Source organism: Pseudomonas sp. MS19, assembly GCF_013277615.1.
In the GTDB taxonomy this organism is placed as follows: domain Bacteria; phylum Pseudomonadota; class Gammaproteobacteria; order Pseudomonadales; family Pseudomonadaceae; genus Aquipseudomonas; species Aquipseudomonas marincola.
Window position 1 is genome coordinate 79,672 of the sequence record NZ_VBTO01000010.1, and the last position, 25,565, is coordinate 105,236.

Consider the following 25,565-nt stretch of genomic DNA (forward strand, 5'->3'; position numbering starts at 1 on the left):
TCAACGCAATTTCAAAGTGGAAAGACCGATCAACACCAAAATCACGGTGATGATCCAGAAACGTACAATCACCCGCGGCTCCGGCCAGCCCTTCAATTCGAAGTGGTGATGGATCGGCGCCATGCGGAACACGCGCTTGCCGGTCAACTTGAATGAAGCGACCTGGATGATGACCGACAGGGTTTCCATCACGAACACGCCACCCATGATGAACAGCACCACTTCCTGGCGCACGATGACGGCGATGGTGCCCAGTGCAGCGCCCAGCGCCAGCGCGCCAACGTCACCCATAAAGACCTGGGCCGGATAGGTGTTGAACCAGAGGAAACCGAGACCGGCACCCACCAGCGCCGAGCAAAACACGATCAGCTCGCCCGCGCCTGGCACGTAAGGAATCAGCAGGTAATCAGCGAATTTCACGTTGCCCGACAGGTAGCAGAAGATCCCCAGCGCACCACCAACCATCACGGTCGGGAGAATGGCCAGACCATCAAGGCCGTCAGTCAGGTTGACCGCGTTGCTTGAGCCCACGATTACCAGATAGGTCAGTACGACGAAGCCAGCGCCCAGCGGAATGCTGACATCTTTCAGCAGAGGCAGGATCAGCGTGGTTTCAACCGGTGTTTGCGCCGTCATATAAAGGAACACGGCAGCGCTTAAGCCAAATACCGACTGCCAGAAATACTTCCAGCGGCTCGGCAGGCCGCGCGAATTCTTCTCGATCACCTTGCGGTAGTCATCCACCCAGCCCACAGCGCCGAACAGCAGGGTTACAGCCAGAACCACCCAGACGTAACGGTTGCTCAGGTCTGCCCACAACAGGGTGCTGACGGTAATGGCAGACAGGATCAGCGCGCCACCCATGGTCGGCGTGCCTTTCTTTGACAGGTGCGATTGCGGGCCGTCATTACGCACCGACTGGCCGATTTGACGGGTTTGCAAGGTACGGATCATCCACGGGCCGAGGCACAGCGCGATAACCAGTGCAGTGAGCACACCGAGAATTCCGCGCAGTGTCAGGTACTGGAATACAGCGAAACCAGTGTGGAACTGTTGCAGGTACTCGGCCAGCAGCAGCAGCATTTAGTGAATCTCCCCAGACGTGCCACAAAGAGCCGCGACGATTTTCTCCATCGCGGCGCTGCGTGAACCTTTAATAAGTACAGTGGTGTCACCCGACTCGAGGCGAAGCGCTTCGATCAGGCTGGCTTGATCGGCGAAATGCCGGCCATTTATTGCGAATTCTTCTACAGCAAAACTCATCAGCGGTCCGACGGCATACAGCGCATCAACTTTGCCCTTGGCGTACTCGCCAACAGCACGGTGACTTTGCTCAGCCCATTCCCCCAATTCGCCCATATCTCCGAGCACCAGAACAGTGCGGCCGGAAAAGCCCGCGAGTATATCAATCGCCGCGCAAATCGACGCGGGATTTGCGTTGTAGGTGTCATCGATTACGCGCATCCCATTGGGCGCCAACTGCGCTACTGCACGGCCTTTCACCGGTTGCAGCGCTTCGAGCCCGGCCTTGATATCGATGAGCGGTACGCTCAGCGCATGTGCAGCGGCCGCAGCAGCCAGCGCATTGCTGATGTTGTGCTCGCCCAGCAAGTTGAGCTGAATGCGCGCCATGCCCTCACTGCAATTGAGGGTGAAATTGGCGCAACCACGCGGGTCACGACTGCAATCGCTGGCGTGAAAATCGGCGCTGCTGTCGACCTTGGCAAAACTCAGAACAGACGCGGGCTTGGCGCGCTCGCTCCAGATGGCAAACGCCGCGTCGTCCTTGTTCAGCACCGCAATGTGGTGCTCGCTCAGGCTGGCGATGATTTCGCCCTTGGCTTCAACGATTTTTTCCGGGCCGCCAAACTCGCCAACATGTGCAGTACCTGCGTTGGTGATCATCGCCACCTGCGGCTTGGCCAGGCTAACGGTGTAGGCAATTTCGCCAACGCGCGATGCGCCCAGCTCGATAACCGCTGCTTTATGCTCGGGGTTCAGTTCGAGCAAGATCAGCGGTGCGCCCAAATCATTGTTCAGGTTGCCGCGCGTCGCCAGCACGGCCGAGGCCTCCCCTGCATTGGCTTCGCGCATGATGCTGGCCAGCATCTCTTTAACTGTGGTTTTGCCGCTTGAGCCGGTAACCGCAGCCAGTGGGCCACGGTAGGCTTTGCGGTTCATTGCGGCCAGCTGACCGAGTGCCACGCGGCAATCTTTGACGATTAGCTGCGGCAAGGTTGAATCGGCTATGTGGCGTTCGACCAGAGCGGCGACAGCGCCCTTGCCGGCGACTTCATTCAAATAGTCGTGGCCATCGAAGCGCGGACCGGTCAGGGCAATGAACAGCTGACCCGGCTTGATGCTGCGGCTGTCGGTATTGACTGCATCGAACTCGCCGTCAGCACCGATAAGCTGCGCATCAAGTGCGCTCAACAACTCAGAAAAACGCAGTGCCTTAAGCATGAGCATTCTCCCAGGCTGTGAGAGCATTAGCCGCTTCGACCAGATCCGAGAACGGCTGGCGCACGCCGTTGATTTCCTGGTAATCCTCGTGCCCCTTGCCAGCCAGCACGACGATATCGCTGGCTTGCGCCGCCGCAACGACCTTGGCGATGGCCAGACCGCGTCCGGCGACGAACTCGACAGCGTCGGGCGCAACAAAGCCCTGACGGATATCAGCAAAGATTTGCTCGGGCGCTTCGGTGCGCGGGTTGTCATCGGTAACTATCACAGCATCGGCCAGACGCTCGACCACTTCGGCCATCAGCGGACGCTTACCGCGGTCGCGGTCACCACCGCAGCCAAACACGCAGGTCAGACGCCCCTGAACATGTGGGCGCAGTGCTTCAAGTACTTTTTCCAGCGCATCCGGAGTGTGGGCGTAATCGACCACAACCAATGGCTTTTCGGCGCCGCCCAAACGCTGCATGCGGCCAACCGGGCCTTGCAGGTTTGGCAGCACCTTGAGAATTTCATCCAGCGCGTAATCCAGCGCCAGCAGAGCGCCAACCACGGCCAGCAGGTTGCTCAGGTTGAAGCGGCCCAGCAAGGTGCTGCGCAGAATACCTTCACCACGCGGGGTTACCAGCTTGGCGCGAACGCCGTGATCATCAAACTGCAGCGCGTCGCAGAACAGGTAAGCACTGCTGTCGATCAGGCTGTAAGTGATCAGACGCGAGTCGTGCTGCTCTTGCGCCAGTTTCTGACCGAAGCTGTCATCCAGATTAAGTACGCGGCAACGCAGGCCAGGCCATGCGAAAAGCTTGGCTTTGGCGGCCGCGTAGGCTTCCATCGAACCGTGGTAATCGAGGTGATCGCGGGAAAGATTGGTCAGCACGGCAACATCAAATGCCAGCGCTGCCACTCGGCCCTGATCGAGACCATGGGACGAGACTTCCATCGCCACGGCACGCGCATGGGATTTTTTCAGGTCCGCCAGCACAGCCTGCACCCCAATCGGGTCCGGCGTGGTGTGCTTGCCCTGAGTCAGCGCGTTGTAGAAGCCATTGCCTAACGTGCCAACGATGCCGCATGGCTCGCCGAGCATGTCCAATGCCTGCGCCAGCAATTGGCTGACGCTGGTTTTGCCGTTGGTGCCGGTGATGCCGACCATATGCAGGGCGCGGCTCGGCTCACCGTAGAAACGACCGGCGATAGCCGAAAGCTGGCCAGCCAGGCCTTTGATCGCAACCAACTCGGCGTTATCGACGCTCATGTCGAACGCGCCTTCGGCTTCATAAGCAACAGCAGCAGCGCCGCGCTCCAATGCGTCGGCGATGTGCTCGCGGCCATCCTGAGCCAGCCCCGGCACCGCCAGAAACAAGTCGCCCGGACGCACTTTGCGGCTGTCCAGGGTCAATTCGCGAATCAAGGTGCTCGACTGCGCTTTAGGAATAAGTTGGCTAAGTGGCATTGGCATCAGCCGCGCCCTCCTTTAGTCGACGCAGCATCTACGGTCTGCACAGCTTCGTCCTTTGGCAAGTTATCCGGAGTCACGTTCATCAGGCGCAAACCGCCTGCCATTACGCGACTGAACACCGGAGCAGAAACCAAACCACCGTAGTAACCGCCCTGACTTGGCTCATCGATGACGACGGCAAGCGCAATACGCGGATTGTTGACCGGTGCGAAACCTGCAAACAGCGAGCGATAGGCATTCTCGCGATAACCTTTAGTCCCGACACTTACCTTACGTGCCGTGCCGCTCTTGCCCGCTACGTGATAGCCAGGCACTTGTGCGCGGTAAACGCCGCCTGGCGCTTCAATCACTTGCTGCAACATGCCGTGCACAGTCTGCGCAACATCTTCGGGAATCACTTGTACGCTGTCTGGCGTCTTATCAACTCGAATCATCGACAACGGCACGGTGCGGCCGTCATTCGCCAGCGCTGCGTAGGCATGAGCCAACTGCACGGCGGTTACCGAAAGGCCGTAGCCGTAGGCCAATGTGGCCGTTTCAGCTTGGCCCCACTTGCGATGGTTGGGCAGATTGCCGACGCGCTCGCCAGGGAAGCTGAGGCCGGTATCCTGACCAAAACCGACTTGCTGCATCACGCTGTAAATCGACTCGGCGCCGATATCAAAGGCCACCTTGCTCACGCCGACGTTACTCGACTTGATCAAAATTCCGGTGAGATCAAGTACACCGCTGTTACGCGACACGTCGCGGATGGTGTAACGACCAATACGCAGCCAGCCCGGCGCGACATTAACGGTGTCGGTCGGCTTCCAGCGGCCAGTTTCCAGCGCGGCGCTGATCGAGAACGGCTTAACCGTCGAGCCCGGCTCGAACAGGTCAGTCATGGCGCGGTTACGCATGGCGGCCGGTTGCAGGGTGCGGCGATTGTTTGGGTTGTAGGTCGGCTGGTTAACCATCGCCAACACTTCACCTGTCTTGACGTCGACCATCACCAGGCTGCCGGCTTTGGCGCCGAACTCGACCAGCGCATTGCGCAATTCGCGGTGAGCCAGATATTGCAGGCGCAGGTCAATCGACAAGGCCAGGGTTTTACCCGGCTTGGCGTTCTGCGTGACCTGCACATCTTTAATCAGACGGCCGCGACGATCTTTCAACACCTGACGCTTGCCCGGCACACCGGCCAGCCAATCATCAAACGCCAATTCCATGCCTTCACGGCCACGGTCATCAATATCAGTGAAGCCGACCACGTGTGCGGTCACTTCGCCCGCCGGATAGAAACGACGGAATTCCTCGCTGGAATAAACCCCGGGGATTTTCAGGTCAAGAATGCGCTGGCCCTGCTCAGGCGTCAGCCCGCGCACCAGATAAAGGAACTCACGCTCGGCGCTGGCCTGCAGGCGCTTGGCAAAATCTTCCTGATTCTGGCCCAACGCTTTAGCCAGTACTGGCCACTGCGCCTTGGCTTGCTGCAGTTCTTTGCCATTGCCCCACAAAGTGGTGACCGGCGTACTGACCGCCAGCGGCTCGCCATTACGGTCTGTTACCAGACCGCGGTGTGCAGGGATCGGGATGTGGCGCACGCTGCGCGCATCGCCGTGAGCCTGCAGGAAGTCATGATCAAAAATCTGCAGATCAATGATGCGCCAGACAATAGCGGCCACCATCAGCGCCAACAGGAACAGCACAACTCTGAAACGCCACGGATAAAGTGCGCCTTCGAGTCTGATCATGGCGCCACCATCCTTACTTCGCCGGCATCGGGAATGCGCATGCCAAGCTGATCGTGGGCCAGTGTTTCGATACGGTTATGCGCCGTCCAGGTGCTCTGCTCAAGGATCAGGCGGCCCCACTCAGCCTGAGCTTTGTCGCGCACGCTGAGTTCGGAGTAGAGGTTGTTGAGCAACTGGCGATTCCAGTGCGCGCAGTAAGACACAGCCAACGCCGACATAATGACGGCGATGAACAGCAGCAGCATCAGCAGCGTGCCGCGCGGCAGTGTCTTCAGCGACTGCATGCTCATCTGACTTTCTCGGCGATGCGCATTACGGCGCTACGCGAACGGGGGTTGGCTTTGAGTTCGGCTTCCGAGGCAAACACCGGCTTGCCAATCAGTTTCAGGCGTGGTTCGAATGCCTTGGGGATAATTGGCAGGTCACGCGGCAACTTGTCGGCCTCGCCCTTGGCGTGCTTGCGCATGAACTGCTTGACGATGCGGTCTTCCAGCGAATGGAAGCTGATCACCACCAGACGACCGCCCACTTCAAGGGATTCCAGCGCTGCATCGAGGCCACGCTCAAGGTCGCCCAGCTCGTTATTGATGTAGATACGCAGGCCCTGGAAGGCACGGGTTGCCGGATTCTTGCCTTTTTCCCAGGCGGGATTGGCCACGGTCAACACCTGCGCCAAATCTGCGGTGCGCTCAAACGCCTGCTCGCTGCGGCGCTGCACAACGGCGCGTGCCATGCGCTTGGCAAAACGTTCTTCGCCGTATTCCTTGAATACGCGGGCGATTTCTTCTTCGCTGGCGGTGGCAATGAACTGGGCTGCGCTCACGCCACGATCCGGGTCCATGCGCATGTCCAGCGGGCCGTCATTAAGGAAGCTGAAACCGCGCTCGGCATCGTCCAGTTGCGGAGAAGAGACACCGAGGTCGAGCAGAATGCCGCTGATTTTGCCGTCGATTCCGCGGACAGCAGCTTCTTCGGCAAGTTCCGCAAAACTGCGTTGTACAACGACAAAGCGGCCGTCATCGGCCGCTAGTGCATTTCCCGTGGCGATTGCCAGTGGGTCTTTGTCGAACCCTAGCAACCGCCCCTCTGCACCGAGCGTTTGGAGTATCAGGCGGCTATGCCCGCCGCGCCCGAATGTGCCATCGATATAGCAGCCGTCAGCGCGTACGGCGAGGCCTTCGACGGCTTCGTCCAGTAACACGGTAATATGGCTGAAGTTGCTATTCATAGTCACAGGATCAAGTCACGTAGATCGTCGGTTAAAGCACCCGGTAGTTTGATAGCGGCCAAATCAGCCTCTGCCACGCCATTCCAGGTTTCTTCATCCCACAATTGAAATTTATCGAGTTGGCCAACCAGCATTGCGCGCTTGTCCAGCTTTGCGTATTCGCGCAAGCGCGGCGGAACCAGGAAACGACCACTGGCATCCAGTTCAAGGTCAACGGCATTACCAATCAACAGACGCTGCAAGCGACGGTTCTCTTCACGGAAGGAAGCCAACGCGCGCAATTTCTGTTCAATGATTTCCCACTCGGCGAGCGGATAGATGCACAAACAAGGGTCAATGGCGTCGATTGTTACGATGAGCTGGCCAGAACAACGCGAGACGAGCTCATCCCGATACCGACTTGGCATCGCGAGCCGCCCTTTGGCGTCGAGATTAATGGCGTTAGCTCCGCGAAACACGGTTGCACATCCCCTTTTATTAGCTTTCCATGCCCAAAAAAACCCACTTCGTGCCACTTCTTACCACTTGCGCACACTATAGGAACGCCACCCCCCCACCGTCAAGGCACTCCACGAGGGAAAAAGCCTTATAGAACGGTGATTTACGGAAATAAGGAGGGATATGGAGTGAGCTGCGCAACATTCGAAAAGTTAAAAACGAACAGGCACAGCGAAATGAACTTCAAAGTTAAAGTGATTTATTAAGAGTAAGATTTTTTAGGTATTAGAAAGGCGGGAAATGTAGTTTTGCGATACAGCAGGAATAAAGGTGGAGAGTCGATCTGTAAGCCGGGTTCTGTCGAGGACAGTCATTCCTCTACGACGTACATCACTGCACGCCTTTAGCAACCTACCCGGTTCCAGCGCGGGCCACGCCAATGGAACCCTATTTGGTCTTGCTCCGAGTGGGGTTTACCTAGCCACGGACTGTTGCCAGCCGCGCGGTGCGCTCTTACCGCACCTTTTCACCCTTACCGGCGCCGAAGCGCTTAGGCGGTTGTTTTCTGTGGCACTTTCCGTAGGCTCACGCCTCCCAGGCATTACCTGGCACTCCGCCCTATGGAGCCCGGACTTTCCTCCCCCACATTACGCAATGCGTAACGCGGCAGCGACTGTCCGATCGACTCTCCGGCGCCAAGGTTAGCGACAGATGCCTTTGAGGACAAGGATAATCCGCGCTAACTGACTGAATTCAAACCTGCAAGCCGCCAACCCCACACGCATCACGCCTGCCCCTGACGCTCCAGCGCGACCTGATACAGCAGGTTCTTACGCACGCCGGTAATCTCCGCGGCCAGCGCGGCTGCTCGCTTGAGCGGCATATCCTTGAGTAGCAAATCGAGCACGCGCAGCGCTTCACTGCTCACCGCAGCATCACTTTCTGGCGCCTGCCAGCCGGCCACTACCACAACACACTCGCCGCGCTGCTGATTGCTGTCACTGGCGACCCAACTATGCAAGTCGACCAGCGGCATGCCCTGCAACGTTTCAAACGTCTTGGTGATTTCACGCGCCAACAAAGCCGGGCGCTCATCGCCAAACACCAAACGCATGTCTTCGAGGCATTCAAGAATGCGGTGCGGCGCTTCATAGAAAATCAGGGTACGCGGCTCTTCCTTTACCTGCTCAAGACGCGCGCGACGCCCCACCGCCTTGGCCGGCAAAAAGCCTTCGAAGATGAATCGATCGGACGGCAAGCCGGCGGCCGACAACGCCGCAATCAGCGCACAGGCGCCCGGCACGGGCACCACTGCAAAGCCCGCCGCACGCGCCTGACGGACCAGGTGATAACCGGGATCAGATATCAGCGGCGTGCCGGCATCGGAAATCAGCGCGACATCCTCACCCGCCTGCAAACGCGAAATGAAACGACCGCCCTGATCACGCTCATTGTGCTCGTGACAAGCCGCCAGAGGCGTCGCGATACCGAAGTGCTGCATCAGGCGCGCCGAGTGGCGGGTGTCTTCCGCCGCGATCAAACTGACTTCATTAAGCACACGAATGGCCCGCGCGCTGATGTCTTCCAGGTTGCCGATGGGCGTGGCGACCACAAACAGCGTGCCCTTCTGTGAGTTAGCAATAACCGGTTCTGTCACAGCAACGCCCCAAGAATCGTATAAAAGAGGCTATTGTAACCCGTTTAGCACCTCCAACATCGCACCTGAGCCAGTGGTTCGGTACAATCGCCCTTCAATTTGATCAAGTATCAGGAACGCTTACATGATCGCCTGCCTGCGCCCCTTTATCGTGCTCTGCCTCGTTGGCCTGATTGCCGCTTGCGCCAGCTCCCCTTCATCCACGCTCGGCGAACTGCCTCGCACCCCTCAAGCCAGCATTGAACAGCTGCTCCAGGAGGCCGGCGACAGCCAGTCAGAAGAAGCTAATCTGCTGCGTTTATCCGCCGCCGATCTGGCTTACCAACAGAAGGACATCGGGCGCGCCAGCAGCATTCTCGAACAAGTGCAGATGGAAGGCTTGAAGCCTGCCCAGCAAATCTACGCCAGCACCTTAACTGCGGAACTGGCATTGGCGCGCAAGAGCCCGAAAGCGGCGCTTAAAGCCTTGCAGAACCCAAGCTTTGCCCGTCTCGGCGAGTTGCCGGTCGAGCAGCAGGCGCGCAGCCAGTTGGTTCGCGCCACGGCACTGGAGCAGGACGGCCAGACCCTTGCCGCCGCTCGCGAGCGCGTCTTTATCGCACCACTGCTGACCGGCGCCACCGCAGCCGCCAACCATGAAGCCATCTGGTCGCTGGTCTCGCGCCTGCCCAAAGAGCAGCTGCAACCTACAGGTGACGCCGACCTCTCTGGCTGGCTGGAACTGGCTAGCGCCACCAAAGGTGCTGGCACGCTGGAAACTCAGCAGCAGGCCATCAGCAACTGGCAAGCCACCCACCCGAATCACCCGGCAGCGCTGAACCTGCCAAAATCCCTGCAGGATCTGCAGCAACTGGCCAGCCAACCGCTGTCCGAGATCGCCCTGCTTTTGCCTATGGAAGGTCGCTTGGCCAGCGTATCGCGCGCACTGCGTGATGGCTTCATGGCTGCCAACTTCGAAGCCCAGCAAAGCGGCCAAGCCGCGCCGAACATCCAGTTTTTCGACAGCTCTCGTCTGACCTCGATTGATGATTTCTACCGCCAGGCGCAGGCCAGCGGCGTGCAACTGGTGGTTGGGCCACTGGAAAAGGAACTGGTCACCCAGCTCAACAACCGCGAGCAACTGCCCATCACTACACTGGCCCTCAACTACAGCGAAAACGACAAGGAAGGTCCGCCACAACTGTTCCAATACGGTTTGTCTGCTGAGGATGAAGCACGCGAAGCCTCACGCCGCGCCTGGGCTGATGGTCGCCGCAGCGCCTTTGCACTGGTGCCGAGCGGCACATGGGGCGACCGCGTTCTTGAAGCTTTCAGCAGCGACTGGCGCGCTCGCGGCGGCAACATGATTGCGGCCGAACACGTGTCCAAGCCGGTAGAACTGGCGCAACAAATTGCCCGCCTGCTGAAACTGCGTGAAAGCGAAACCCGCGCGCAAAACGTCGAGAGCACCATCGGCACCTCGGTTGATGCACAGCCCACGCCTCGCCAGGACGTAGACTTCATCTTCCTCGCCGCCACCCCGCAGCAAGCGCAGCAGATCAAGCCGACTCTGGCGTTCCAATACGCAGGCGACATGGCGGTGTATGCGACCTCGCACCTGTACACCGGTGTCTACAACCAGGCCCAATATCAGGATCTGTCCGGTATTCAGTTCTGCGAAACGCCGTGGCTGCTCGACTCCAGCGATCCGACCCGCCAGCGCATCAGCAATCAATGGCCACAAGCCAACAGCGGCCTGGGCCGGATTTACGCAATGGGCATTGATGCCTACTCGCTGACACCACGCCTCGGCCAGCTGAAAGCTCTGCCATCGACCCGTATCGATGGCTTTACCGGCAGCCTGTCGCTGGATGCTCAGCAGCGTATTCAACGCCAGCTGCCGTGGGCCGAGTTCCGCGACGGACAGGTTCAGCGCCTGCCTGACACGCCTCTTTGATTGATCGAAGTAGCAAGCAAAGCACCGGCAAGGACGCCGAAGCGCTGGCTTGCGACTTCCTCAAACAGCAAGGTTTGCGCCTCATCACCCAGAATTGGAGCTGCCGTCGCGGCGAGCTCGATCTGGTCATGCTAGACGCAGATACAGTAGTATTCGTAGAAGTTCGCTATCGGCGCCACTCAGGATGGGGAGGCGCCGCCGAGAGTGTGGACAGGCGCAAACAGCAGAAACTGTGCATTGCCGCCAACCACTTTCTCCAACAAGAATCACGCTGGGGCAAACATCCGTGCCGTTTTGATGTCATAGCCATTAGCCATAAACCTGATTCGCCGCCACAACTCAACTGGATCAAGAACGCCTTTGATGCGTAAGCCATTCGCTACAAACACCCGCGCAAGCCAATCTATTATGCAGATGGCGGCCGCCCACACAGTGCGCTGCCCCTTCACCGCTCCTGCGCAATCGCACACCACAAGGTATTTTCTCTGATGGATATGCAAGACCGTATTCGCCAGCTGTTTCAAGCCAGCATCGACACCAAGCAGCAATCCATGAGCGTTGTAGCGCCGTATATCGAGCATGCCAGCATGGTCATGGTTCAGGCGCTGCTTAATGAAGGCAAGATTCTCACCTGCGGTAACGGCGGCTCAGCCGGCGATGCCCAGCATTTCTCCTCGGAATTGCTCAACCGCTTCGAGCGTGAGCGTCCGAGTCTGCCTGCCATTGCACTGACCACCGACACCTCGACCATTACCTCGATCGCCAACGATTACAGCTACAACGAGATTTTCTCCAAGCAGATTCGCGCACTCGGCCAACCCGGTGACGTGCTGCTCGCCATCTCGACCAGCGGCAACTCAGCCAATATCATCCAGGCCATTCAAGCGGCGCACGACCGCGAGATGACTGTAGTCGCCCTGACCGGGCGCGATGGCGGCGGTATGGCCTCACTGCTACTGCCGGAAGACGTTGAAATCCGTGTGCCGGCAAAATCTACTGCGCGAATTCAGGAAGTTCATCTGTTGAGCATTCACTGCCTGTGCGACCTTATCGACAGCCAACTATTCGGGAGCGAAGAATGAAGCGTTCACCCCTAGTCATCGCCGGCCTGCTACTGGCCATCGCCGTATCCGGCTGCACCAACCGCAGCATCGGCAACTCGCTGGACGACAAGCTGCTCGACCCGGAACTGCGCTCAAGCGTACAGAAAGCCAGCGCCGACCTGAGTAGTCCGACCTCACACATCGTGCTAAGCAGCTACAACGGCGTGGTCCTGCTGACCGGTCAAACCCCGCGCGCCGACCTCAAAGCACTGGCTGAACGCGCCGTAAACAGCGTGCAAGGCGTTAAAAAGGTCTACAACGAGCTGCAGGTTCTGCCGCCAACCACACTGCTCGCACGCAGCAACGACTCCTTGCTGACCGCACAAATCAAAACCGCGATGCTGGCTGACACCAGCGTGCCAAGCACCAACATCAAGGTGATCACCGAAAACGGTATCGTTTACATGCTGGGCCTTGTGACCCACGCCGAAGCCAATCAAGCCACCAACGTGGTTCAAGGTGTAGGCGGCGTGCAGAAAATCATCAAACTGTTCCAGTACACCGACTGATTGCACAGTTGCCCCATAAAAAATGGCGATCAAATGATCGCCATTTTTTATGGGCGAAAGAAACACACCTGGAGGATGGATAAACCGCAGGTTAATCCGTCATGGCGTAATTGCGGGTGTACACCTTTGTGGTTGTTTGGCGGTTTCGGATGTTTGAGGCGATCGATAAGCGAACGACACAAAGACGCCCGAACTCGTCGGAACGGATTATCTGCCGTCATCCGAAATAGTCATGACGGATTGCCCCGGCACGGGGCTATCCATCCTCCGGTGACCGATAATCATGCCCACGGAGGATGGATAAACCGCAGGTTAATCCGTCATGACGTAATTGCGGGTGTACGCGGTTCGGTTGTTTGGCGATTTCACATGCTTGAGGCAATTCCTAAGCGAACCGTACAGCGACGCTCGAATTCGTCGGGGCGAATTATCTGCCCTTATCCGAAATGGTCATGACGGATAGCCCCGGTACGGGGCTATCCATCCTCCAGTGACTGATAATCATGCCCGCGGAGGATGGATAAACCGCAGGTGAATCCGTCATGGCGCAATTGCGGGTGTATGCCGTTGAGATTGTTCGGCGGCCTCGAATGACTGAATCAATCCCAAAACGAACTGTACAGTGACTCGTGAATCCTTCGGGCGGATTATCCGCCGTCATCCGAAATGGCCATGACGGATTGCCCCGGTCCGGGGCTATCCGTCCTCCGGTGATTGAGCGTGATGAACCAACGTCATTATGCGGGCATTAAAAAGGCGATCATTTGATCGCCTTTTTAAATTATTTCACAACCTTGAGGCTTGGGCGCCCGGTTGGTCGTGGTGGATCGCTATCCGGTGGACCCTGATCATCCGGGCCCTCGCCTTCAACGTCCTCGCCTACAGGCGGCTCCAAATCGAAAACCATGCCCTGACCGTTCTCACGCGCGTAAATGGCCAATACGGCCGCACCTGGAACGTAGAGGCTATGCGGCGTGCCACCAAAGCGGCCTTCGAAGCTGATGGCCTCGTTATCCATCTGCAAATGACGCACGGCAGAGGGAGATACATTGAGAACGATCTGACCGTCGTTGGCAAAACCTGCCGGCACGCTCACGTTCGGGTATTCAGCATTCACCAGCAAATGCGGGGTACAGCCGTTATCGACAATCCATTCGTAAAGAGCACGAACCAGATAAGGGCGACTTGAATTCATCGAGACCTCCTGCATTAGCGCATATCGCGCTCAACACCAGACAAGCTGGCTTGAAACGCTTCGCGGGCAAACTGACGCTCCATGTAGTCGAGCAATGGCTTGGCCGGCTTTGGCAACTCAATGCCGAGCACCGGTAAACGCCACAGAATCGGCAACAGGCAGCAATCGACCAGGCTCATTTCTTCACTGAGGAAGTATGGCTTGTCGACAAAAAGTGGGGATACCCCGGTCAGGCTCTCACGCAATTCCTTGCGCGCCTGAACACGTGCGGGTTCTTTGCTACGCGGATCGAGAATCAGATCGACCAACGCACACCAATCGCGTTGTATACGGTGAACCAGCAAACGGCTATTTGCCCGTGCAACCGGATAAACCGGCAACAGTGGCGGATGCGGGTAACGCTCATCCAGATACTCCATCACTACGGTTGACTCGTACAGAGCCAGATCGCGGTCGACCAGAGTAGGCAGGCTTGCGTATGGATTGACCTCAAGCAGTTTCGGCGGATAACGACCCGGCTCTACTGTGATGATCTCGGCGCTGACACCCTTCTCGGCGAGCACAATGCGTACGCGGTGGGAGTAGTGGTCGGCGGGGTCGGAATAACAGGCCAACCGGTTGGTCACGCCCATGGCGATCCTCCTCGCTTATATGGTTATTTGAAGCAGAAAAACCTGCGCGCCCAGATGGGCGCGCAGGTCAACAACAGAGCGACGGCAGATTAATGCACGTCCTTCCAGTATTCACGCTTGAGCAGATAGGCGAATACGAAGAAGAAAGCCAGGAACAGCAGAACGTATGTACCGATACGCTGGCTTTCCAGTTTTACCGGGTTAGCTGAGTAAGCCAGGAAGGTCACCAGATTCTTGATCTTCTCGTCAAACTCGGCCTCGCTCAGTTCGCCAGTTTTCGGCTCGACGACCAACTCATCACAACCTTCGTGAGTAATTGGCGTACCAGTCAGCGGGTCATACTGCTTCTTGCCGTCTTCGACGACCTGAACCTGCTTGCAACCGATGTACTGACGACCTTGCAGGCCAACCAGAACGTTAGGCATACCGACGTTGTGGAAAACCTTGTTGTTCACACCCATTGGGCGTGCCGGGTCTTCGTAGAAGCTACGCAGGTAGGTGTACAACCAATCGTTACCACGAACACGAGCAACCAGAGTCAGATCAGGTGGCGCTGCACCGAACCAGGCCTTGGCGTCTTCAGAGCGCATGCTGTTCTGCATGTGGTCACCGATTTTGGCACCGGTGAATACGATGTTTTCGAGCATTACGTCGTGCGGCACACCAATGTCATCAGCTACGCGCTCATAACGTTGGAATTTGGCACCGTGGCAACCCATGCAGTAGTTGGCGAACGTACGCGCGCCGTCCTGCATGGCTGCTTTATCAGTCAGGTCGATATCAACCTTGTCGAGATGCACACCTTCAGCGCTAGCGAAGGCGAGAGCTGGCAGACACGCCACAATCATTGCTGCAAATAGCTTTTTCATCAGCCAGTCACCCTTTCCGGAACCGGTTTGGTTTTTTCCATCCTGGTGTAGAAAGGCATCAGGATGAAGTACGCGAAATACAGGAACGTGCACACTTGCGAGAGCAAGGTACGGCCTGGAGTTGGCGCCAATACACCCAGCACACCAAGGATTACGAAGGATACGCAGAAGACCAGCAACCAGATCTTGCTCATCCAACCCTTGTAGCGCATGGATTTAACCGGGCTACGGTCAAGCCAAGGCAACACGAACAGCACGGCAATCGCAGCACCCATGGCGATTACACCCAGAAGCTTGTCTGGAATCGCTCGCAGGATTGCGTAGAACGGTGTGAAGTACCAAACCGGTGCAATGTGTTCAGGCGTCTTGAATGCGTTGGCCACTTCGAAGTTCGGCTTCTCGAGGAAGTATCCGCCCATTTCCGGGAAGAAGAACACGATCGAGCAGAAGATGAACAGGAAGACCACAACGCCAACGATGTCTTTAACGGTGTAGTAAGGGTGGAACGCGATGCCGTCGAGCGGAATGCCGTTCTCGTCCTTTTTCTTCTTGATGTCGACGCCGTCAGGGTTGTTCGAACCCACTTCGTGCAGAGCCAGAATGTGCAGCACAACCAGACCGAGAATTACGATTGGCAGCGCCACAACGTGCAAGGCAAAGAAGCGGTTCAGCGTGATCCCCGAAATCAGGTAGTCACCACGAATCCACTGGGTCAGGTCATCGCCGATAACCGGAATGGCACCGAACAGCGAAATAATTACCTGTGCACCCCAGTAAGACATCTGGCCCCAAGGCAGCAGGTAGCCCATAAAGGCCTCAGCCATCAGCGCCAGGTAGATCAGCATGCCGAACACCCAAACCAGCTCACGCGGCTTTTGATACGAGCCGTAGAGCAAGCCACGGAACATATGCATGTAAACCACGATGAAGAATGCCGAAGCACCCGTCGAGTGCAGCAGACGCAGAATCCAGCCGTATTCCACATCACGCATGATGTATTCGACCGAAGCAAATGCTTCTTCAGCCGACGGCGTGTAGCTCATGGTCAGCCAGATGCCGGTGAGGATCTGGTTAACCAGAACCAGCAGCGCCAGCGAGCCAAAGAAGTAGAAGAAGTTGAAGTTCTTCGGTGCGTAATACTTGCTTAGATGGTCTTCCCACATTTTTGTGGCGGGAAAGCGGGCGTCAACCCATTCCATGAACTTGCTCATCAGGCTTTCTCCTGGTCCACGCCGACGACGATAATCTCATCCGTCTCATACGAGTGCGGCGGCACTGGCAGATTCAGCGGCGCTGGCTGCGATTTGTATACGCGCCCTGCCATGTCATAACGCGAGCCGTGGCATGGGCAGAAATAGCCCCCCACCCACTCAGGACCCAAATCTGCCGGAGCGACTTCTGGACGGAACGTAGGTGAGCAACCCAGGTGAGTACAGATGCCGATAAGCAGCAGCACTTCTGGTTTGATCGAACGAGTAACCGGATCTACGTAGGTCGGCTGAACCGAAGCTTTTGACTCCGGATCGGCGACACGGTCGTGGATCTTATCAAGGTTACCGAGGATCTCCTCGGTACGGCGCACGATAAATACCGGCTGCCCCCGCCATTCGGCAATCATCTGCTGGCCTGGCTCGACCTTGCTCACGTTCACCTTCACAGGCGCACCGGCTGCTTTAGCCTTGGCACTCGGGAACCATGACCCCACGAACGGGACCGCGGCACCCACCGCTCCTGCAGCGCCCACCACAGAGGTGGCTGCTACCAAGAAGCGACGCCGGCCTGCATTCACGCCGTCATTGCTCATTCAGTCGTCTCCCATCAGCTTTGTGGCCTGTGGTTCAGGCCTATACTTAAATAAAATTTTGTAGCGCAAAAAATTCGCCAAATGGTAAAGAAAAGCCCCTTTACTGACAAGGCAATTACCTAACCAAGTGCAGCGCACTCCCTCGCAGCGCGCTGCTGGTAAGGATGCGGCACGTTGTCGCACAGTAGTCTAGCACCCATAAAAAACGCCCAGCTCCGAAATGGAAACTGGGCGTTTTCTTGAACGCAGGAAGCGAATTAACGCTTCGAGTACTGCGGACGCTTACGCGCTTTGCGCAGACCAACTTTCTTACGTTCAACTTCACGAGCATCGCGAGTCACGTAGCCTGCTTTACGCAGAGCCGGACGCAGAGTCTCGTCATAATCCATCAACGCACGAGTGATACCGTGGCGGATTGCGCCAGCTTGACCGCTCACACCACCGCCAACAACGGTAACGAAAACGTCAAACTTTTCGGTCAGATCGGTCAGTTCCAGCGGCTGACGAACTACCATGCGGGCAGTTTCGCGACCGAAGAAAGTATCCAGCGTACGATTGTTGATAGAGATGCTGCCGTTACCCGGACGCAGGAAAACGCGTGCGGTTGCAGTCTTGCGACGGCCAGTGCCGTAATTTTGAGTCGCCGACATAATGAACTATTCCGTTAAATCTTCAGTTCTTGGGGCTGCTGAGCAGTATGAGGGTGAGCAGCGCCCGCATAGACTTTCAGCTTACGGTACATGTCGCGACCCAGCGGGTTCTTAGGCAGCATGCCTTTAACCGCGGTCTCGATCACGCGCTCTGGCGCCTTGGCGATCAGCTTTTCGAAGTTGATCGACTTGATGCCGCCCGGAAAACCGGAGTGAGAGTAATACATCTTATCGGTAGTCTTGGCACCGGTAACACGCACCTGCTCAGCATTGATAACAACGATATAATCGCCAGTATCTACGTGCGGAGTGTACTCAGGCTTGTGCTTGCCACGCAGACGAGTAGCGATTTCGGTAGCCAGACGACCCAGGGTCTGACCAGCAGCGTCGACGACAAACCAGTCGCGCTTAACTGTTTCTGGTTTAGCAGTAAAAGTCTTCATTCTTTATAGCCTCAGGGGCCGCCCTGATAAATAAGACGGCGGATCTTACTGAATAGTGCGTACTTTGACAAGGTCAAAGGCAGCCGGATACAGACGCTATCGGGGGCTCGGGTCAGCACGTCTGATAAACGGCAAGATGTTTTCGGCAGGCGGCGCATCACTTCCACTGCAGAAAGAGCTGCGCAATTATGCAGATTGCGAAAATTTTATCAACCTGATTCTATAGTTGTTTCTCAAATAAGGGCCAATCATGCAATTTCGTCAGCTAGGTAAAACCGACATCACCGTTAGCGCCCTCTGCCTCGGCACCATGACCTGGGGCGAACAAAACAGCCAAAGCGAAGGCATTGCCCAGATTGACCGGGCCAAGGAATACGGCGTTAATTTCATCGACACCGCCGAAATGTATCCCGTCCCGCCTCGCGCCGAGACTTACACCAAGACCGAACAAATCATTGGCGAGTATTTCAAGCAACGCGGCGACCGCGCCGACTGGGTGCTGGCCAGCAAGATCGCCGGCCCCGGCAATGGCATCGATTATATTCGCGACGGCCAGCTCAGGCACAACCGTGAACACATCCGCGAAGCCGTAGACGCCAGCCTCAAGCGCCTGCAAACCGACTGGATTGACCTGTACCAGTTGCACTGGCCAGAGCGCCCGACTAATTTCTTCGGCCAGCTCGACTACAAACACCAGGAGAGCCAGTTCACCGCCTTCGAAGAAACCCTGGATGCGCTCGCCGAACAGGTCAAGGCCGGCAAGATTCGCCATGTTGGCCTGTCCAACGAAACCCCGTGGGGCACCATGGAGTTTCTCAAGCTGGCAGAAAGCCGCAACCTGCCGCGTTGCGTGTCCATCCAGAACCCGTACAGCCTGCTTAACCGCACCTTCGAAATTGGCCTGGCGGAAGTAGCCATTCGTGAACAATGCGGCCTGCTGGCTTACTCGCCTCTGGCTTTTGGCATGCTCAGCGGTAAATACGAAAACGGCGCACGTCCGGCCGATGCCCGACTGACACTCTTCAGTCGCTTCGCGCGCTACAGCAACCCGCAAGCCGTTGCGGCCTGCTCACGCTACGTTGCACTGGCCAAAGAGCATGGGCTCGATCCGGCACAAATGGCCCTGGCTTTTGTGACCGCACGACCATTCGTCACCAGCAACATCATTGGCGCGACCACGATGGAGCAGCTTGAGAGCAACCTGGCCAGCAGCGAGCTGACATTGAGCAGCGAAGTAATGGAAGGCATTCAGGCGATTCACACCGCCCAACCCAACCCCGCCCCGTAAGCCGGCACAAAAAAGCCGATCAGGATTAGCTGATCGGCTTTTCATCACAACGCTGCAATGCAGCGCGGTATCAACTCTTCTTGCGCACGTACAACACGAGGTTGTGATCCACCAACTCGAAGCCGTGCTCGGCAACGATTTCCTTTTGGCGCTTTTCGATCTGTGCATCCATGAATTCGATAACCTCACCGGTTTCGACGCAGACCATATGATCGTGATGACCACCATCAGCCAGTTCGAATACAGCGTGGCCGCCATCAAAATTATGCCGCACGACCAAGCCGGCAGCCTCAAATTGAGTCAGTACACGGTATACGGTGGCCAGGCCAACATCTTCTCCTGCCTCCATCAGAGACTTGTAAACATCCTCTGCGCTCATGTGCCGTTGACCCGCAGAATCCAGCATCTGCAAGATCTTGACCCGTGGCAGGGTCACTTTCAGGCCTACCTTTCTTAACTCGTTATTTTCAACCATGGTCTGCTTTCTCGTGGAAGCGGTTTCGCAGCTTCCCTTATTACGGGTATGATCTGGGTTTATATTGCCCAGCCAAGATAGTGGAAGTCACCCACCGATGCAAAAAACCAAGCTCCTGATGACAAGCCTCACCCTGACGGGGCTCTTCGCGATCGCCGGTTGTTCATACCCCGGGGTTTATAAAATCGACATTCAACAGGGCAATGTCGTCACACAAGACATGATAGACCAGTTACGCCCTGGAATGACCCGCAAACAAGTGCGGTTTATCATGGGTAACCCCCTGATTACCGACACGTTCCATGCTAATCGCTGGGACTACCTGTACAGCATGCAGCCAGGCGGCCGCCAGCGTACGCAGGAGCGCGTGAGCATTACCTTCAATGAAAGCGACCAACTGGTAGGTCTTTCTGGCGACTTCATGCCGGGTATGAGCCGCGAGCAAGAGATCATGGGCAATACGCCTGCGACCACCACGGCCGAGGTGGCACCGACCACTGAACCCGTGGAAACGACCCCTGTCGCACCGGCACCTGTTGAACCTGTTGAAGAAGAGCCTGCAGAGCCCGGCTCGCTGCTCGACACCATTCAGCAAGAAATCGACGACGCTGAAACAGCACCGGTGCCGACACCAGCCCCGCTGGAGACTGCACCCTAACCTGCACAGGTTAGCGCTCAGCAACAAAAAGCCCGGCATCCCGGGCTTTTTGTTATCTACAGGGCGCGAAACAAAACAGTTCACGCCATCGCAGCATCAACAGTCGACCTACGAATCGCCCTCGGCACTTTTGGCCTTAGCCGCCTCTGCTGCCTTGGCCGCACGCTGCTTGCGCACTTCCTTGGGATCGGCAATCAGCGGCCGGTAAATCTCGATCCGCTCACCCTCTTGCATAACCCGCTCATCGGGCTTGGGCACGGCCTTGCCGAAGATACCCAGCGGGCTCTGCGCAAGATCCAAACCGGGGAAATGCTCCTGCATACCGGACTTCAGCACCGCCTCACGCATGGTAGTGCCTTGCGGCACATTGATCCGCAAAAGCTTTTGCTTGTGCGCCAGCGCATAGACAACCTCAACCACGATGGTTTGCTTATCCATAGAGATCCTTGGCGCGCTGACAGAAGGCATCGACCAGGGTATTTGCCGCCTGATTGAACAAAGGCCCAAGGGTTGCCCGAACCAGCGAGCCGGCATAATCAAACTGCATGTCGAGGCTGATTTTGCAGGCCTTGTCCCCAAGTGCCTTGAACTCCCAGCGCCCGTGTAACTTGGTGAACGGACCTTCATCCAGGTTCAGTTCAATCGACTTGCCCGGCACCAGCGTATTGCGCGTAACGAAGCGTGAACTCAGGCCGCCCTTGGCGATATCCAGGCTCGCACGCATGTGCTCGTCACTGACCTCAAGCACCTGACTTGAGGCGCACCAGGGCAGGAATTCCGGATACTGAGCCACATCATTGACCAGATCGTATAGCGCCTGAGCGGTATAGGGCAGCAGCGCCGAACGCTGAATATGAGTAGTCATAAGCCGGGGTATTCACTCCACAGGTTCATCGGTTTCACTTCGTCAGCTCGGCAACGAAGACAATCAAAACGCCAATCGGTGCAACGACACGAATCAGCCACAACGCAACATTGAACAGCACAGGGCTGCTGATCGACAACTCGTCACGCACCGCCTCCCGGGTCATGACCCAGCCAGCAAACAGTGCAAAGGATAACCCGCCGAGCGGCAACAGCAGGCGGCTGGTCAAATAATCAATACCTTCAAAGAAGTTCTTGCCGCCCTCAGCGCCCCACTGAAACAGATGGAAGCCATCGTTGGCAAACACGAAGAACTTGGCATCGGCACCGACATTGAACGACAGCACGGTGCCCATGCCGACCAACCAGCAAAAGAATGCCAGCGTCGAGGTGACAACTGCGCGGCTGCGACCTGAGCGCTCAACAAAGTAGGCAACCGCAGGCTCCAGCATGGAGATCGACGAACTCCAGGCGGCCAGTGCCACGAGCACAAAGAACACCAGACCGGCGATCTGGCCAAAGGCAATGTTGCCGAAGGCAATCGGCAAGGTCACGAACATCAAGCCCGGCCCACCGCTGGGTTCCAGCCCGGCCGCGAACACAATCGGGAACAACGCGAGTCCGGCCGTCAGTGCCACAACCGTATCCAGCAAGCCGACGGTAAGCACGGTGGCACCTATTGATGACTTCTTCGGCATGTAAGAGCCGTAAACCATGATCGAGCCCACGCCCACACTCAGTGTGAAGAATGCATGGCCCATCGCCGCCAGAATGCCTTCCTGCACCTTGCTCGAATCGAAGTGGAACAAGAAGCGCACGCCATCCATGAAGTGACCGGTGGTCAGGCTGTAGCCCAGCAGCATCAGCAGCAACACAAACAACATCGGCATCATGATCCGCAGGCTGCGTTCAAGCCCCGCAACCACGCCTTTGGCGATCACAAAACCGGTGAAGACCATGAACAGGGTGTGCCAAAGCGTCAGGCGCCAGGGGTCCGAGGTCAACCCACCAAAGACCTCGCCCGCCCCTTGCGGGCTGATACCACTGAAATCACCACGGCCCATGCCGATGATGTAATCGAGCGACCAACCCGCCACAACACTGTAAAACGACAGGATCAACAACGCCGCCACCATGCCGATGACAGCCGCCAGTGGCCACAGCTTCGAGCCGCCAGACTCTACTGCCAGCGCCTTCATCGAGTTCACCGGACTCTGCCGGCCGCGACGCCCGATCAGGGTTTCAGCAAGCATGATCGGTACACCAATCAGGGCGATGCACACCAGATACATCGCCACGAAAGCGCCGCCGCCATACATACCGGTCATATACGGGAACTTCCAGATATTGCCCAAGCCCACGGCGGAGCCCGTTGCGGCAAGGATAAACACCCAGCGGCTGACCCATGCGCCATGTATCGAAACTTTGTCTGTTGCCATGTACCGCCAGCCTGATTGGGTGAGAAAAAGTGCGCGCATTGTCGGGGATTCGCCCACGCGGCTCAAGCTTGGACGAATCCCGAAAAATCCGACGCCAGCCATTGTAGGTTGGCCGGCCCGTACATAGCCCACACATGCACGCTGCAAACCGCATCAACTCTTATAGTAGTTAATGGACGACACTCAGCTGCCCGGCCACTTGCAGCGCGGAGCAACCGCTGTTCTGCCCGTGCCCAGCCACGATTGCGGGTAGTCGAGAGCAATTGCAATCATCAATCACACACTTTGCCTGCTTGAGTCCGTAGCGCAGATGCTGGCGACTCCTTATAATGCGCCGCCTATGGCTAAACAAAAGAAACATCAAGAAGGCACCATCGCGCTGAATAAAAAGGCGCTGCATGACTATTTCATCGAAACCAAGTTCGAGGCCGGTCTGGTTCTGGCTGGCTGGGAAGTGAAAAGCATGCGCGCCGGCAAGGCTCAGTTGGTTGACAGCTACGTGCTGCTCAAGAACGACGAAGCCTGGCTGATGGGCTGCCACATTACCCCCCTGAAAACGGCGAGCACCCACGTGATCGCTGACCCGATCCGTACCCGCAAGCTGCTTTTGAACAAGCGCGAGCTGGAGAAATTGTTCGGCGCGGTCAATCAGAAGGGCTACACCTGCGTGGCATTGTCGATCCAGTGGAAAGCCCACTTGGTCAAATGCACCATCGCTTTGGTGAAGGGTAAGAAAGACTTCGACAAGCGCCACACCGAGAAAGAACGTGACGCCGACCGCGAAGTCCAGCGTGCCATGCGCACCAAGGGCAAAGGCGATTAATCACCCGCCTGCCTTGGCGGCCTAGCCTGCGCCCGACCCTCCTCCGGAATCGCCACCTCGCCAAGGGTGCGCGTTGGATCATTATGATCAACCCCGGTTGAATCATAACGACCAACCCCCGGAGGATGGATAGCCCCGCACCGGGGCAATCCGTCATGACCATTTCGGATGGCGGCAAATAATCCGCCACGCCGAATTTGCGCATCGTCGCGCAATCCGTTTATGGGCCCTTTCAAGAATCCGCAACCGCCAAACAACCGCAACCGCGTACACCCGTAATTACGCCATGACGGATTAACCTGCGGTTGATCCATCCTCCGTGGGGTGTTGAGTCATAACGATCATTCACCGGAGGATGGATAGCCCCGCGCCGGGGCTATCCGTCATGACGATTTCGGATGACGTCAAATAATCCGTCATGACCATTTCAGACCTCGATAAATAATCCGCCACGCCGAATTCGCGCATCCTCGCGCAATCCGTTTATGGATCGTTTCAAGAATCCGCAACCGCCAAACAACCGCAACCGCGTAAATCCGCAATTACGCCATGACGGATTAACCTGCGGTTGATCCATCCTCCGTGGGGTGTTGAGTCATAACGATCATTCACCGGAGGATGGATAGCCCCGAACGGGGCAATCCGTCATGACGATTTCGGATGACGGCAAATAATCCGTCATGACCTTTTCAGACCTCGATTAATAATCCGTCACGCCGAATTCGCGCATCGTCGCGCAAACCGCTTATGGATCATTTCAAGAATCCGCAACCGCCAAACAACCGCAACGGCGTACATCCGCAATTACGCCATGACGGATTAACCTGCGGTTGATCCATCCTCCGTGGGGTGTTGAGTCATAACGATCAATCCCGGTTGGATCATGATGACCAACCACCGGAGGATGGATAGCCCCGAACGGGCTATCCATCATGACGATTTCGGACGGCGGCAAATAACCGGTCATAACCATTTCGGATCACGCCAACGTCAGCGATTAACCGCCATGCGTTGAGCGGCGCTGGGCGCGGGCGACTCGTTGGGCCTGCTGCTGCACGTCGGACAAAACTTCCTGCACGTAATCAATATGCTGATTGGACAACGTGCGCGCCTGCTCGGCATGGCCCTGCATGATGGCCTCGTATAACGCGCGGTGCTGGGCAATCAGCATGTCACGGGTCTCGTCACGCTGCGCATACATGCCGCCAATGTTGGTCACCACATTGCGCCGGAGCAGATCAAACAAGCCGCGAATGGTATGCAGCAACACGGCATTGTGGCTGGCCTCGGCAATCGCCAGATGGAAGTTGGCATCGGCGGCGCCCTCTTCTGCGCGAGTCGCCTTACCCGCACGGCTGTAGCACTCCTGCAACGCGTCGAACGCTGCTGTCAGCCGCACGCGATCAATACTGGTGGCGCGCTGAGCCGCATAAAACGCACATGAGCCTTCCAGCGTATGACGAAATTCAAGCAAGTCGCGCTGGGCGCTTGGGTTGTTTTCCAGCAGGTGCAGCAGCGGATCACTAAAGGTCGAGCCCAAGGTTTGCGACACATAATTGCCGCCGCCCTGGCGGCTCACCAAGAGCCCACGGGCGACCAATTTCTGAATCGCTTCACGCAACGAAGGGCGCGACACACCAAAACGCTCAGCAAGCACACGCTCAGCCGGCAAGCGCTCGCCCGCCGTCAACGTACCTTCAAGCACCATGGTTTCGATCTGCTCGACAATGCCATCCGACAAACGTCGCTGCTGTACCTGCCCTACGTCCATTTCCATCACCTTATTGGTTTTACCACCCCGAAGCGCCGCACCGCGCGGCCTCGGGATGTCCTGCAAGAAGCCTATAGAGCCTGCAGACACTGCACAAGATAGTGCTCTGAGACCAAAGTTGTAGAGACATA

The 25,565-nt window shown here is 57.1% G+C and carries 27 protein-coding genes and 1 other RNA gene; 7 read left to right on the plus strand and 21 right to left on the minus strand.

The genetic code is table 11. The features are described 5' to 3' along the window. From mraY to rsmI, 9 genes are all read right to left on the minus strand, one after another. Positions 1 to 1,083 carry a phospho-N-acetylmuramoyl-pentapeptide-transferase gene (gene mraY, locus FEZ62_RS11780; RefSeq protein ID WP_069897872.1) on the minus strand — a complete coding sequence of 361 codons (1,083 nt, stop codon included), beginning with the start codon at positions 1,081 to 1,083 and terminating at the stop codon, positions 1 to 3. Next, positions 1,084 to 2,463, minus strand: a complete 1,380-nt coding sequence (gene murF, locus FEZ62_RS11785) for a UDP-N-acetylmuramoyl-tripeptide--D-alanyl-D-alanine ligase (protein WP_172927766.1) — start codon at positions 2,461 to 2,463, stop codon at positions 1,084 to 1,086. It lies immediately after the preceding gene. Then, complete coding sequence (locus FEZ62_RS11790; RefSeq protein ID WP_172927767.1) at positions 2,456 to 3,919, minus strand: UDP-N-acetylmuramoyl-L-alanyl-D-glutamate--2,6-diaminopimelate ligase; 1,464 nt, start codon at positions 3,917 to 3,919, stop codon at positions 2,456 to 2,458. The genes murF and FEZ62_RS11790 overlap by 8 nt, the downstream gene beginning before the upstream one ends. Then, the gene (locus FEZ62_RS11795; RefSeq protein ID WP_172927782.1) at positions 3,919 to 5,649 is read right to left on the minus strand and encodes a penicillin-binding transpeptidase domain-containing protein; all 1,731 of its coding nucleotides are present in this window, start codon (positions 5,647 to 5,649) and stop codon (positions 3,919 to 3,921) included. Before FEZ62_RS11795 ends, FEZ62_RS11790 begins: the two co-directional genes overlap by 1 nt. Next, on the minus strand, positions 5,649 to 5,942 hold the full coding sequence (ftsL, locus tag FEZ62_RS11800) for a cell division protein FtsL (RefSeq protein WP_069897876.1): 294 nt from the start codon (positions 5,940 to 5,942) through the stop codon (positions 5,649 to 5,651). The genes FEZ62_RS11795 and ftsL overlap by 1 nt, the downstream gene beginning before the upstream one ends. After that, on the minus strand, positions 5,939 to 6,880 hold the full coding sequence (gene rsmH, locus FEZ62_RS11805; protein WP_069897877.1) for a 16S rRNA (cytosine(1402)-N(4))-methyltransferase RsmH: 942 nt from the start codon (positions 6,878 to 6,880) through the stop codon (positions 5,939 to 5,941). The genes ftsL and rsmH overlap by 4 nt, the downstream gene beginning before the upstream one ends. A gap of 2 nt (positions 6,881 to 6,882) precedes the next feature. After that, entirely contained in the window at positions 6,883 to 7,338 is a 456-nt protein-coding gene (gene mraZ / locus FEZ62_RS11810; RefSeq protein WP_069897878.1) for a division/cell wall cluster transcriptional repressor MraZ, read from the minus strand. A 310-nt stretch (positions 7,339 to 7,648) separates the two neighbouring features. After that, an RNA gene (gene rnpB / locus FEZ62_RS11815) (RNase P RNA component class A) lies at positions 7,649 to 8,007 on the minus strand. 95 nt (positions 8,008 to 8,102) lie between these two features. Beyond that, positions 8,103 to 8,960, minus strand: a complete 858-nt coding sequence (gene rsmI / locus FEZ62_RS11820; protein WP_345940442.1) for a 16S rRNA (cytidine(1402)-2'-O)-methyltransferase — start codon at positions 8,958 to 8,960, stop codon at positions 8,103 to 8,105. Positions 8,961 to 9,099: 139 nt separating this feature from the next. On the opposite strand from rsmI, the gene FEZ62_RS11825 reads away from it, so the two are divergent. From FEZ62_RS11825 to FEZ62_RS11840, 4 genes are all read left to right on the plus strand, one after another. Continuing rightward, positions 9,100 to 10,911 (plus strand): penicillin-binding protein activator, encoded by a 1,812-nt coding sequence (locus tag FEZ62_RS11825; protein WP_172927769.1) that lies wholly within the window; start codon positions 9,100 to 9,102, stop codon positions 10,909 to 10,911. Then, the gene (locus FEZ62_RS11830; RefSeq protein WP_170827706.1) at positions 10,911 to 11,282 is read left to right on the plus strand and encodes a YraN family protein; all 372 of its coding nucleotides are present in this window, start codon (positions 10,911 to 10,913) and stop codon (positions 11,280 to 11,282) included. The genes FEZ62_RS11825 and FEZ62_RS11830 overlap by 1 nt, the downstream gene beginning before the upstream one ends. A gap of 117 nt (positions 11,283 to 11,399) precedes the next feature. After that, positions 11,400 to 11,993, plus strand: a complete 594-nt coding sequence (locus tag FEZ62_RS11835) for a phosphoheptose isomerase (RefSeq protein WP_150548517.1) — start codon at positions 11,400 to 11,402, stop codon at positions 11,991 to 11,993. Beyond that, positions 11,990 to 12,523, plus strand: a complete 534-nt coding sequence (locus FEZ62_RS11840) for a BON domain-containing protein (protein WP_090513093.1) — start codon at positions 11,990 to 11,992, stop codon at positions 12,521 to 12,523. The genes FEZ62_RS11835 and FEZ62_RS11840 overlap by 4 nt, the downstream gene beginning before the upstream one ends. Positions 12,524 to 13,304: 781 nt before the next feature. On the opposite strand, the gene FEZ62_RS11845 is transcribed toward FEZ62_RS11840, so the two are convergent. The 7 genes from FEZ62_RS11845 to rplM all read right to left on the minus strand — a co-directional run bounded on the left by FEZ62_RS11845 (position 13,305) and on the right by rplM (position 18,116). After that, on the minus strand, positions 13,305 to 13,718 hold the full coding sequence (locus FEZ62_RS11845) for a ClpXP protease specificity-enhancing factor (RefSeq protein ID WP_069897885.1): 414 nt from the start codon (positions 13,716 to 13,718) through the stop codon (positions 13,305 to 13,307). A gap of 14 nt (positions 13,719 to 13,732) precedes the next feature. Continuing rightward, a complete protein-coding gene (locus FEZ62_RS11850) occupies positions 13,733 to 14,350 on the minus strand; it encodes a glutathione S-transferase N-terminal domain-containing protein (RefSeq protein WP_069897886.1) in 618 nt (205 codons plus the stop codon). An 89-nt stretch (positions 14,351 to 14,439) separates the two neighbouring features. After that, positions 14,440 to 15,219 carry a cytochrome c1 gene (locus tag FEZ62_RS11855; protein WP_069897887.1) on the minus strand — a complete coding sequence of 260 codons (780 nt, stop codon included), beginning with the start codon at positions 15,217 to 15,219 and terminating at the stop codon, positions 14,440 to 14,442. Then, on the minus strand, positions 15,219 to 16,430 hold the full coding sequence (locus FEZ62_RS11860; protein WP_069897888.1) for a cytochrome bc complex cytochrome b subunit: 1,212 nt from the start codon (positions 16,428 to 16,430) through the stop codon (positions 15,219 to 15,221). Before FEZ62_RS11860 ends, FEZ62_RS11855 begins: the two co-directional genes overlap by 1 nt. Continuing rightward, positions 16,430 to 17,023, minus strand: coding sequence for a ubiquinol-cytochrome c reductase iron-sulfur subunit (gene petA / locus FEZ62_RS11865; RefSeq protein ID WP_069897889.1), 594 nt, complete (start codon positions 17,021 to 17,023; stop codon positions 16,430 to 16,432). Before petA ends, FEZ62_RS11860 begins: the two co-directional genes overlap by 1 nt. 257 nt (positions 17,024 to 17,280) lie before the next feature. Next, positions 17,281 to 17,673 carry a 30S ribosomal protein S9 gene (gene rpsI, locus FEZ62_RS11870; RefSeq protein WP_172927770.1) on the minus strand — a complete coding sequence of 131 codons (393 nt, stop codon included), beginning with the start codon at positions 17,671 to 17,673 and terminating at the stop codon, positions 17,281 to 17,283. A 14-nt stretch (positions 17,674 to 17,687) separates the two neighbouring features. Then, positions 17,688 to 18,116 (minus strand): 50S ribosomal protein L13, encoded by a 429-nt coding sequence (rplM, locus tag FEZ62_RS11875; RefSeq protein WP_069897891.1) that lies wholly within the window; start codon positions 18,114 to 18,116, stop codon positions 17,688 to 17,690. Positions 18,117 to 18,366: 250 nt separating this feature from the next. Between rplM and FEZ62_RS11880 the strand changes: the two genes are divergently transcribed. Beyond that, complete coding sequence (locus FEZ62_RS11880; RefSeq protein WP_172927771.1) at positions 18,367 to 19,404, plus strand: NADP(H)-dependent aldo-keto reductase; 1,038 nt, start codon at positions 18,367 to 18,369, stop codon at positions 19,402 to 19,404. 70 nt (positions 19,405 to 19,474) lie between these two features. On the opposite strand, the gene fur is transcribed toward FEZ62_RS11880, so the two are convergent. Next, a complete protein-coding gene (gene fur, locus FEZ62_RS11885; protein ID WP_069897893.1) occupies positions 19,475 to 19,879 on the minus strand; it encodes a ferric iron uptake transcriptional regulator in 405 nt (134 codons plus the stop codon). A 97-nt stretch (positions 19,880 to 19,976) separates the two neighbouring features. Here fur and FEZ62_RS11890 point away from each other — a divergent pair, with 97 nt between their 5' ends. Next, positions 19,977 to 20,537 carry an outer membrane protein assembly factor BamE gene (locus tag FEZ62_RS11890; protein ID WP_172927772.1) on the plus strand — a complete coding sequence of 187 codons (561 nt, stop codon included), beginning with the start codon at positions 19,977 to 19,979 and terminating at the stop codon, positions 20,535 to 20,537. 108 nt (positions 20,538 to 20,645) lie between these two features. Here the strand turns inward: FEZ62_RS11890 and FEZ62_RS11895 are convergent, their stop codons facing one another. From FEZ62_RS11895 to FEZ62_RS11905, 3 genes are read right to left on the minus strand one after another with little or no spacing between them, the layout of a single operon-like run. Continuing rightward, on the minus strand, positions 20,646 to 20,975 hold the full coding sequence (locus FEZ62_RS11895) for an RnfH family protein (RefSeq protein WP_172927773.1): 330 nt from the start codon (positions 20,973 to 20,975) through the stop codon (positions 20,646 to 20,648). Continuing rightward, positions 20,968 to 21,402, minus strand: coding sequence for a type II toxin-antitoxin system RatA family toxin (locus tag FEZ62_RS11900; protein ID WP_069897896.1), 435 nt, complete (start codon positions 21,400 to 21,402; stop codon positions 20,968 to 20,970). Before FEZ62_RS11900 ends, FEZ62_RS11895 begins: the two co-directional genes overlap by 8 nt. A gap of 34 nt (positions 21,403 to 21,436) precedes the next feature. Further along, entirely contained in the window at positions 21,437 to 22,840 is a 1,404-nt protein-coding gene (locus FEZ62_RS11905) for a sodium-dependent transporter (RefSeq protein WP_172927774.1), read from the minus strand. 340 nt (positions 22,841 to 23,180) lie between these two features. On the opposite strand from FEZ62_RS11905, the gene smpB reads away from it, so the two are divergent. Continuing rightward, positions 23,181 to 23,663 (plus strand): SsrA-binding protein SmpB, encoded by a 483-nt coding sequence (smpB, locus tag FEZ62_RS11910; RefSeq protein WP_069897898.1) that lies wholly within the window; start codon positions 23,181 to 23,183, stop codon positions 23,661 to 23,663. A gap of 997 nt (positions 23,664 to 24,660) precedes the next feature. Here the strand turns inward: smpB and FEZ62_RS11915 are convergent. Continuing rightward, positions 24,661 to 25,434 carry an FCD domain-containing protein gene (locus FEZ62_RS11915; protein ID WP_069897899.1) on the minus strand — a complete coding sequence of 258 codons (774 nt, stop codon included), beginning with the start codon at positions 25,432 to 25,434 and terminating at the stop codon, positions 24,661 to 24,663. Between the last annotated feature and the right edge of the window lie 131 nt (positions 25,435 to 25,565).

Bases quoted from the DNA above. Each gene is read 5' to 3' on its own strand.
- mraY (WP_069897872.1), bottom strand. From the start codon at position 1,083: ATGCTGCTGCTGCTGGCCGAGTACCTGCAACAGTTCCACACTGGTTTC.
- murF (WP_172927766.1), bottom strand. From the start codon at position 2,463: ATGCTTAAGGCACTGCGTTTTTCTGAGTTGTTGAGCGCACTTGATGCG.
- FEZ62_RS11790 (WP_172927767.1), bottom strand. From the start codon at position 3,919: ATGCCAATGCCACTTAGCCAACTTATTCCTAAAGCGCAGTCGAGCACC.
- ftsL (WP_069897876.1), bottom strand. From the start codon at position 5,942: ATGAGCATGCAGTCGCTGAAGACACTGCCGCGCGGCACGCTGCTGATG.
- rsmH (WP_069897877.1), bottom strand. From the start codon at position 6,880: ATGAATAGCAACTTCAGCCATATTACCGTGTTACTGGACGAAGCCGTC.
- FEZ62_RS11825 (WP_172927769.1), top strand. From the start codon at position 9,100: ATGATCGCCTGCCTGCGCCCCTTTATCGTGCTCTGCCTCGTTGGCCTG.
- FEZ62_RS11835 (WP_150548517.1), top strand. From the start codon at position 11,400: ATGGATATGCAAGACCGTATTCGCCAGCTGTTTCAAGCCAGCATCGAC.
- FEZ62_RS11840 (WP_090513093.1), top strand. From the start codon at position 11,990: ATGAAGCGTTCACCCCTAGTCATCGCCGGCCTGCTACTGGCCATCGCC.
- FEZ62_RS11845 (WP_069897885.1), bottom strand. From the start codon at position 13,718: ATGAATTCAAGTCGCCCTTATCTGGTTCGTGCTCTTTACGAATGGATT.
- FEZ62_RS11850 (WP_069897886.1), bottom strand. From the start codon at position 14,350: ATGGGCGTGACCAACCGGTTGGCCTGTTATTCCGACCCCGCCGACCAC.
- FEZ62_RS11855 (WP_069897887.1), bottom strand. From the start codon at position 15,219: ATGAAAAAGCTATTTGCAGCAATGATTGTGGCGTGTCTGCCAGCTCTC.
- FEZ62_RS11860 (WP_069897888.1), bottom strand. From the start codon at position 16,430: ATGAGCAAGTTCATGGAATGGGTTGACGCCCGCTTTCCCGCCACAAAA.
- petA (WP_069897889.1), bottom strand. From the start codon at position 17,023: ATGAGCAATGACGGCGTGAATGCAGGCCGGCGTCGCTTCTTGGTAGCA.
- rpsI (WP_172927770.1), bottom strand. From the start codon at position 17,673: ATGTCGGCGACTCAAAATTACGGCACTGGCCGTCGCAAGACTGCAACC.
- rplM (WP_069897891.1), bottom strand. From the start codon at position 18,116: ATGAAGACTTTTACTGCTAAACCAGAAACAGTTAAGCGCGACTGGTTT.
- FEZ62_RS11880 (WP_172927771.1), top strand. From the start codon at position 18,367: ATGCAATTTCGTCAGCTAGGTAAAACCGACATCACCGTTAGCGCCCTC.
- fur (WP_069897893.1), bottom strand. From the start codon at position 19,879: ATGGTTGAAAATAACGAGTTAAGAAAGGTAGGCCTGAAAGTGACCCTG.
- FEZ62_RS11890 (WP_172927772.1), top strand. From the start codon at position 19,977: ATGCAAAAAACCAAGCTCCTGATGACAAGCCTCACCCTGACGGGGCTC.
- FEZ62_RS11895 (WP_172927773.1), bottom strand. From the start codon at position 20,975: ATGGATAAGCAAACCATCGTGGTTGAGGTTGTCTATGCGCTGGCGCAC.
- FEZ62_RS11900 (WP_069897896.1), bottom strand. From the start codon at position 21,402: ATGACTACTCATATTCAGCGTTCGGCGCTGCTGCCCTATACCGCTCAG.
- FEZ62_RS11905 (WP_172927774.1), bottom strand. From the start codon at position 22,840: ATGGCAACAGACAAAGTTTCGATACATGGCGCATGGGTCAGCCGCTGG.
- smpB (WP_069897898.1), top strand. From the start codon at position 23,181: ATGGCTAAACAAAAGAAACATCAAGAAGGCACCATCGCGCTGAATAAA.
- FEZ62_RS11915 (WP_069897899.1), bottom strand. From the start codon at position 25,434: ATGGACGTAGGGCAGGTACAGCAGCGACGTTTGTCGGATGGCATTGTC.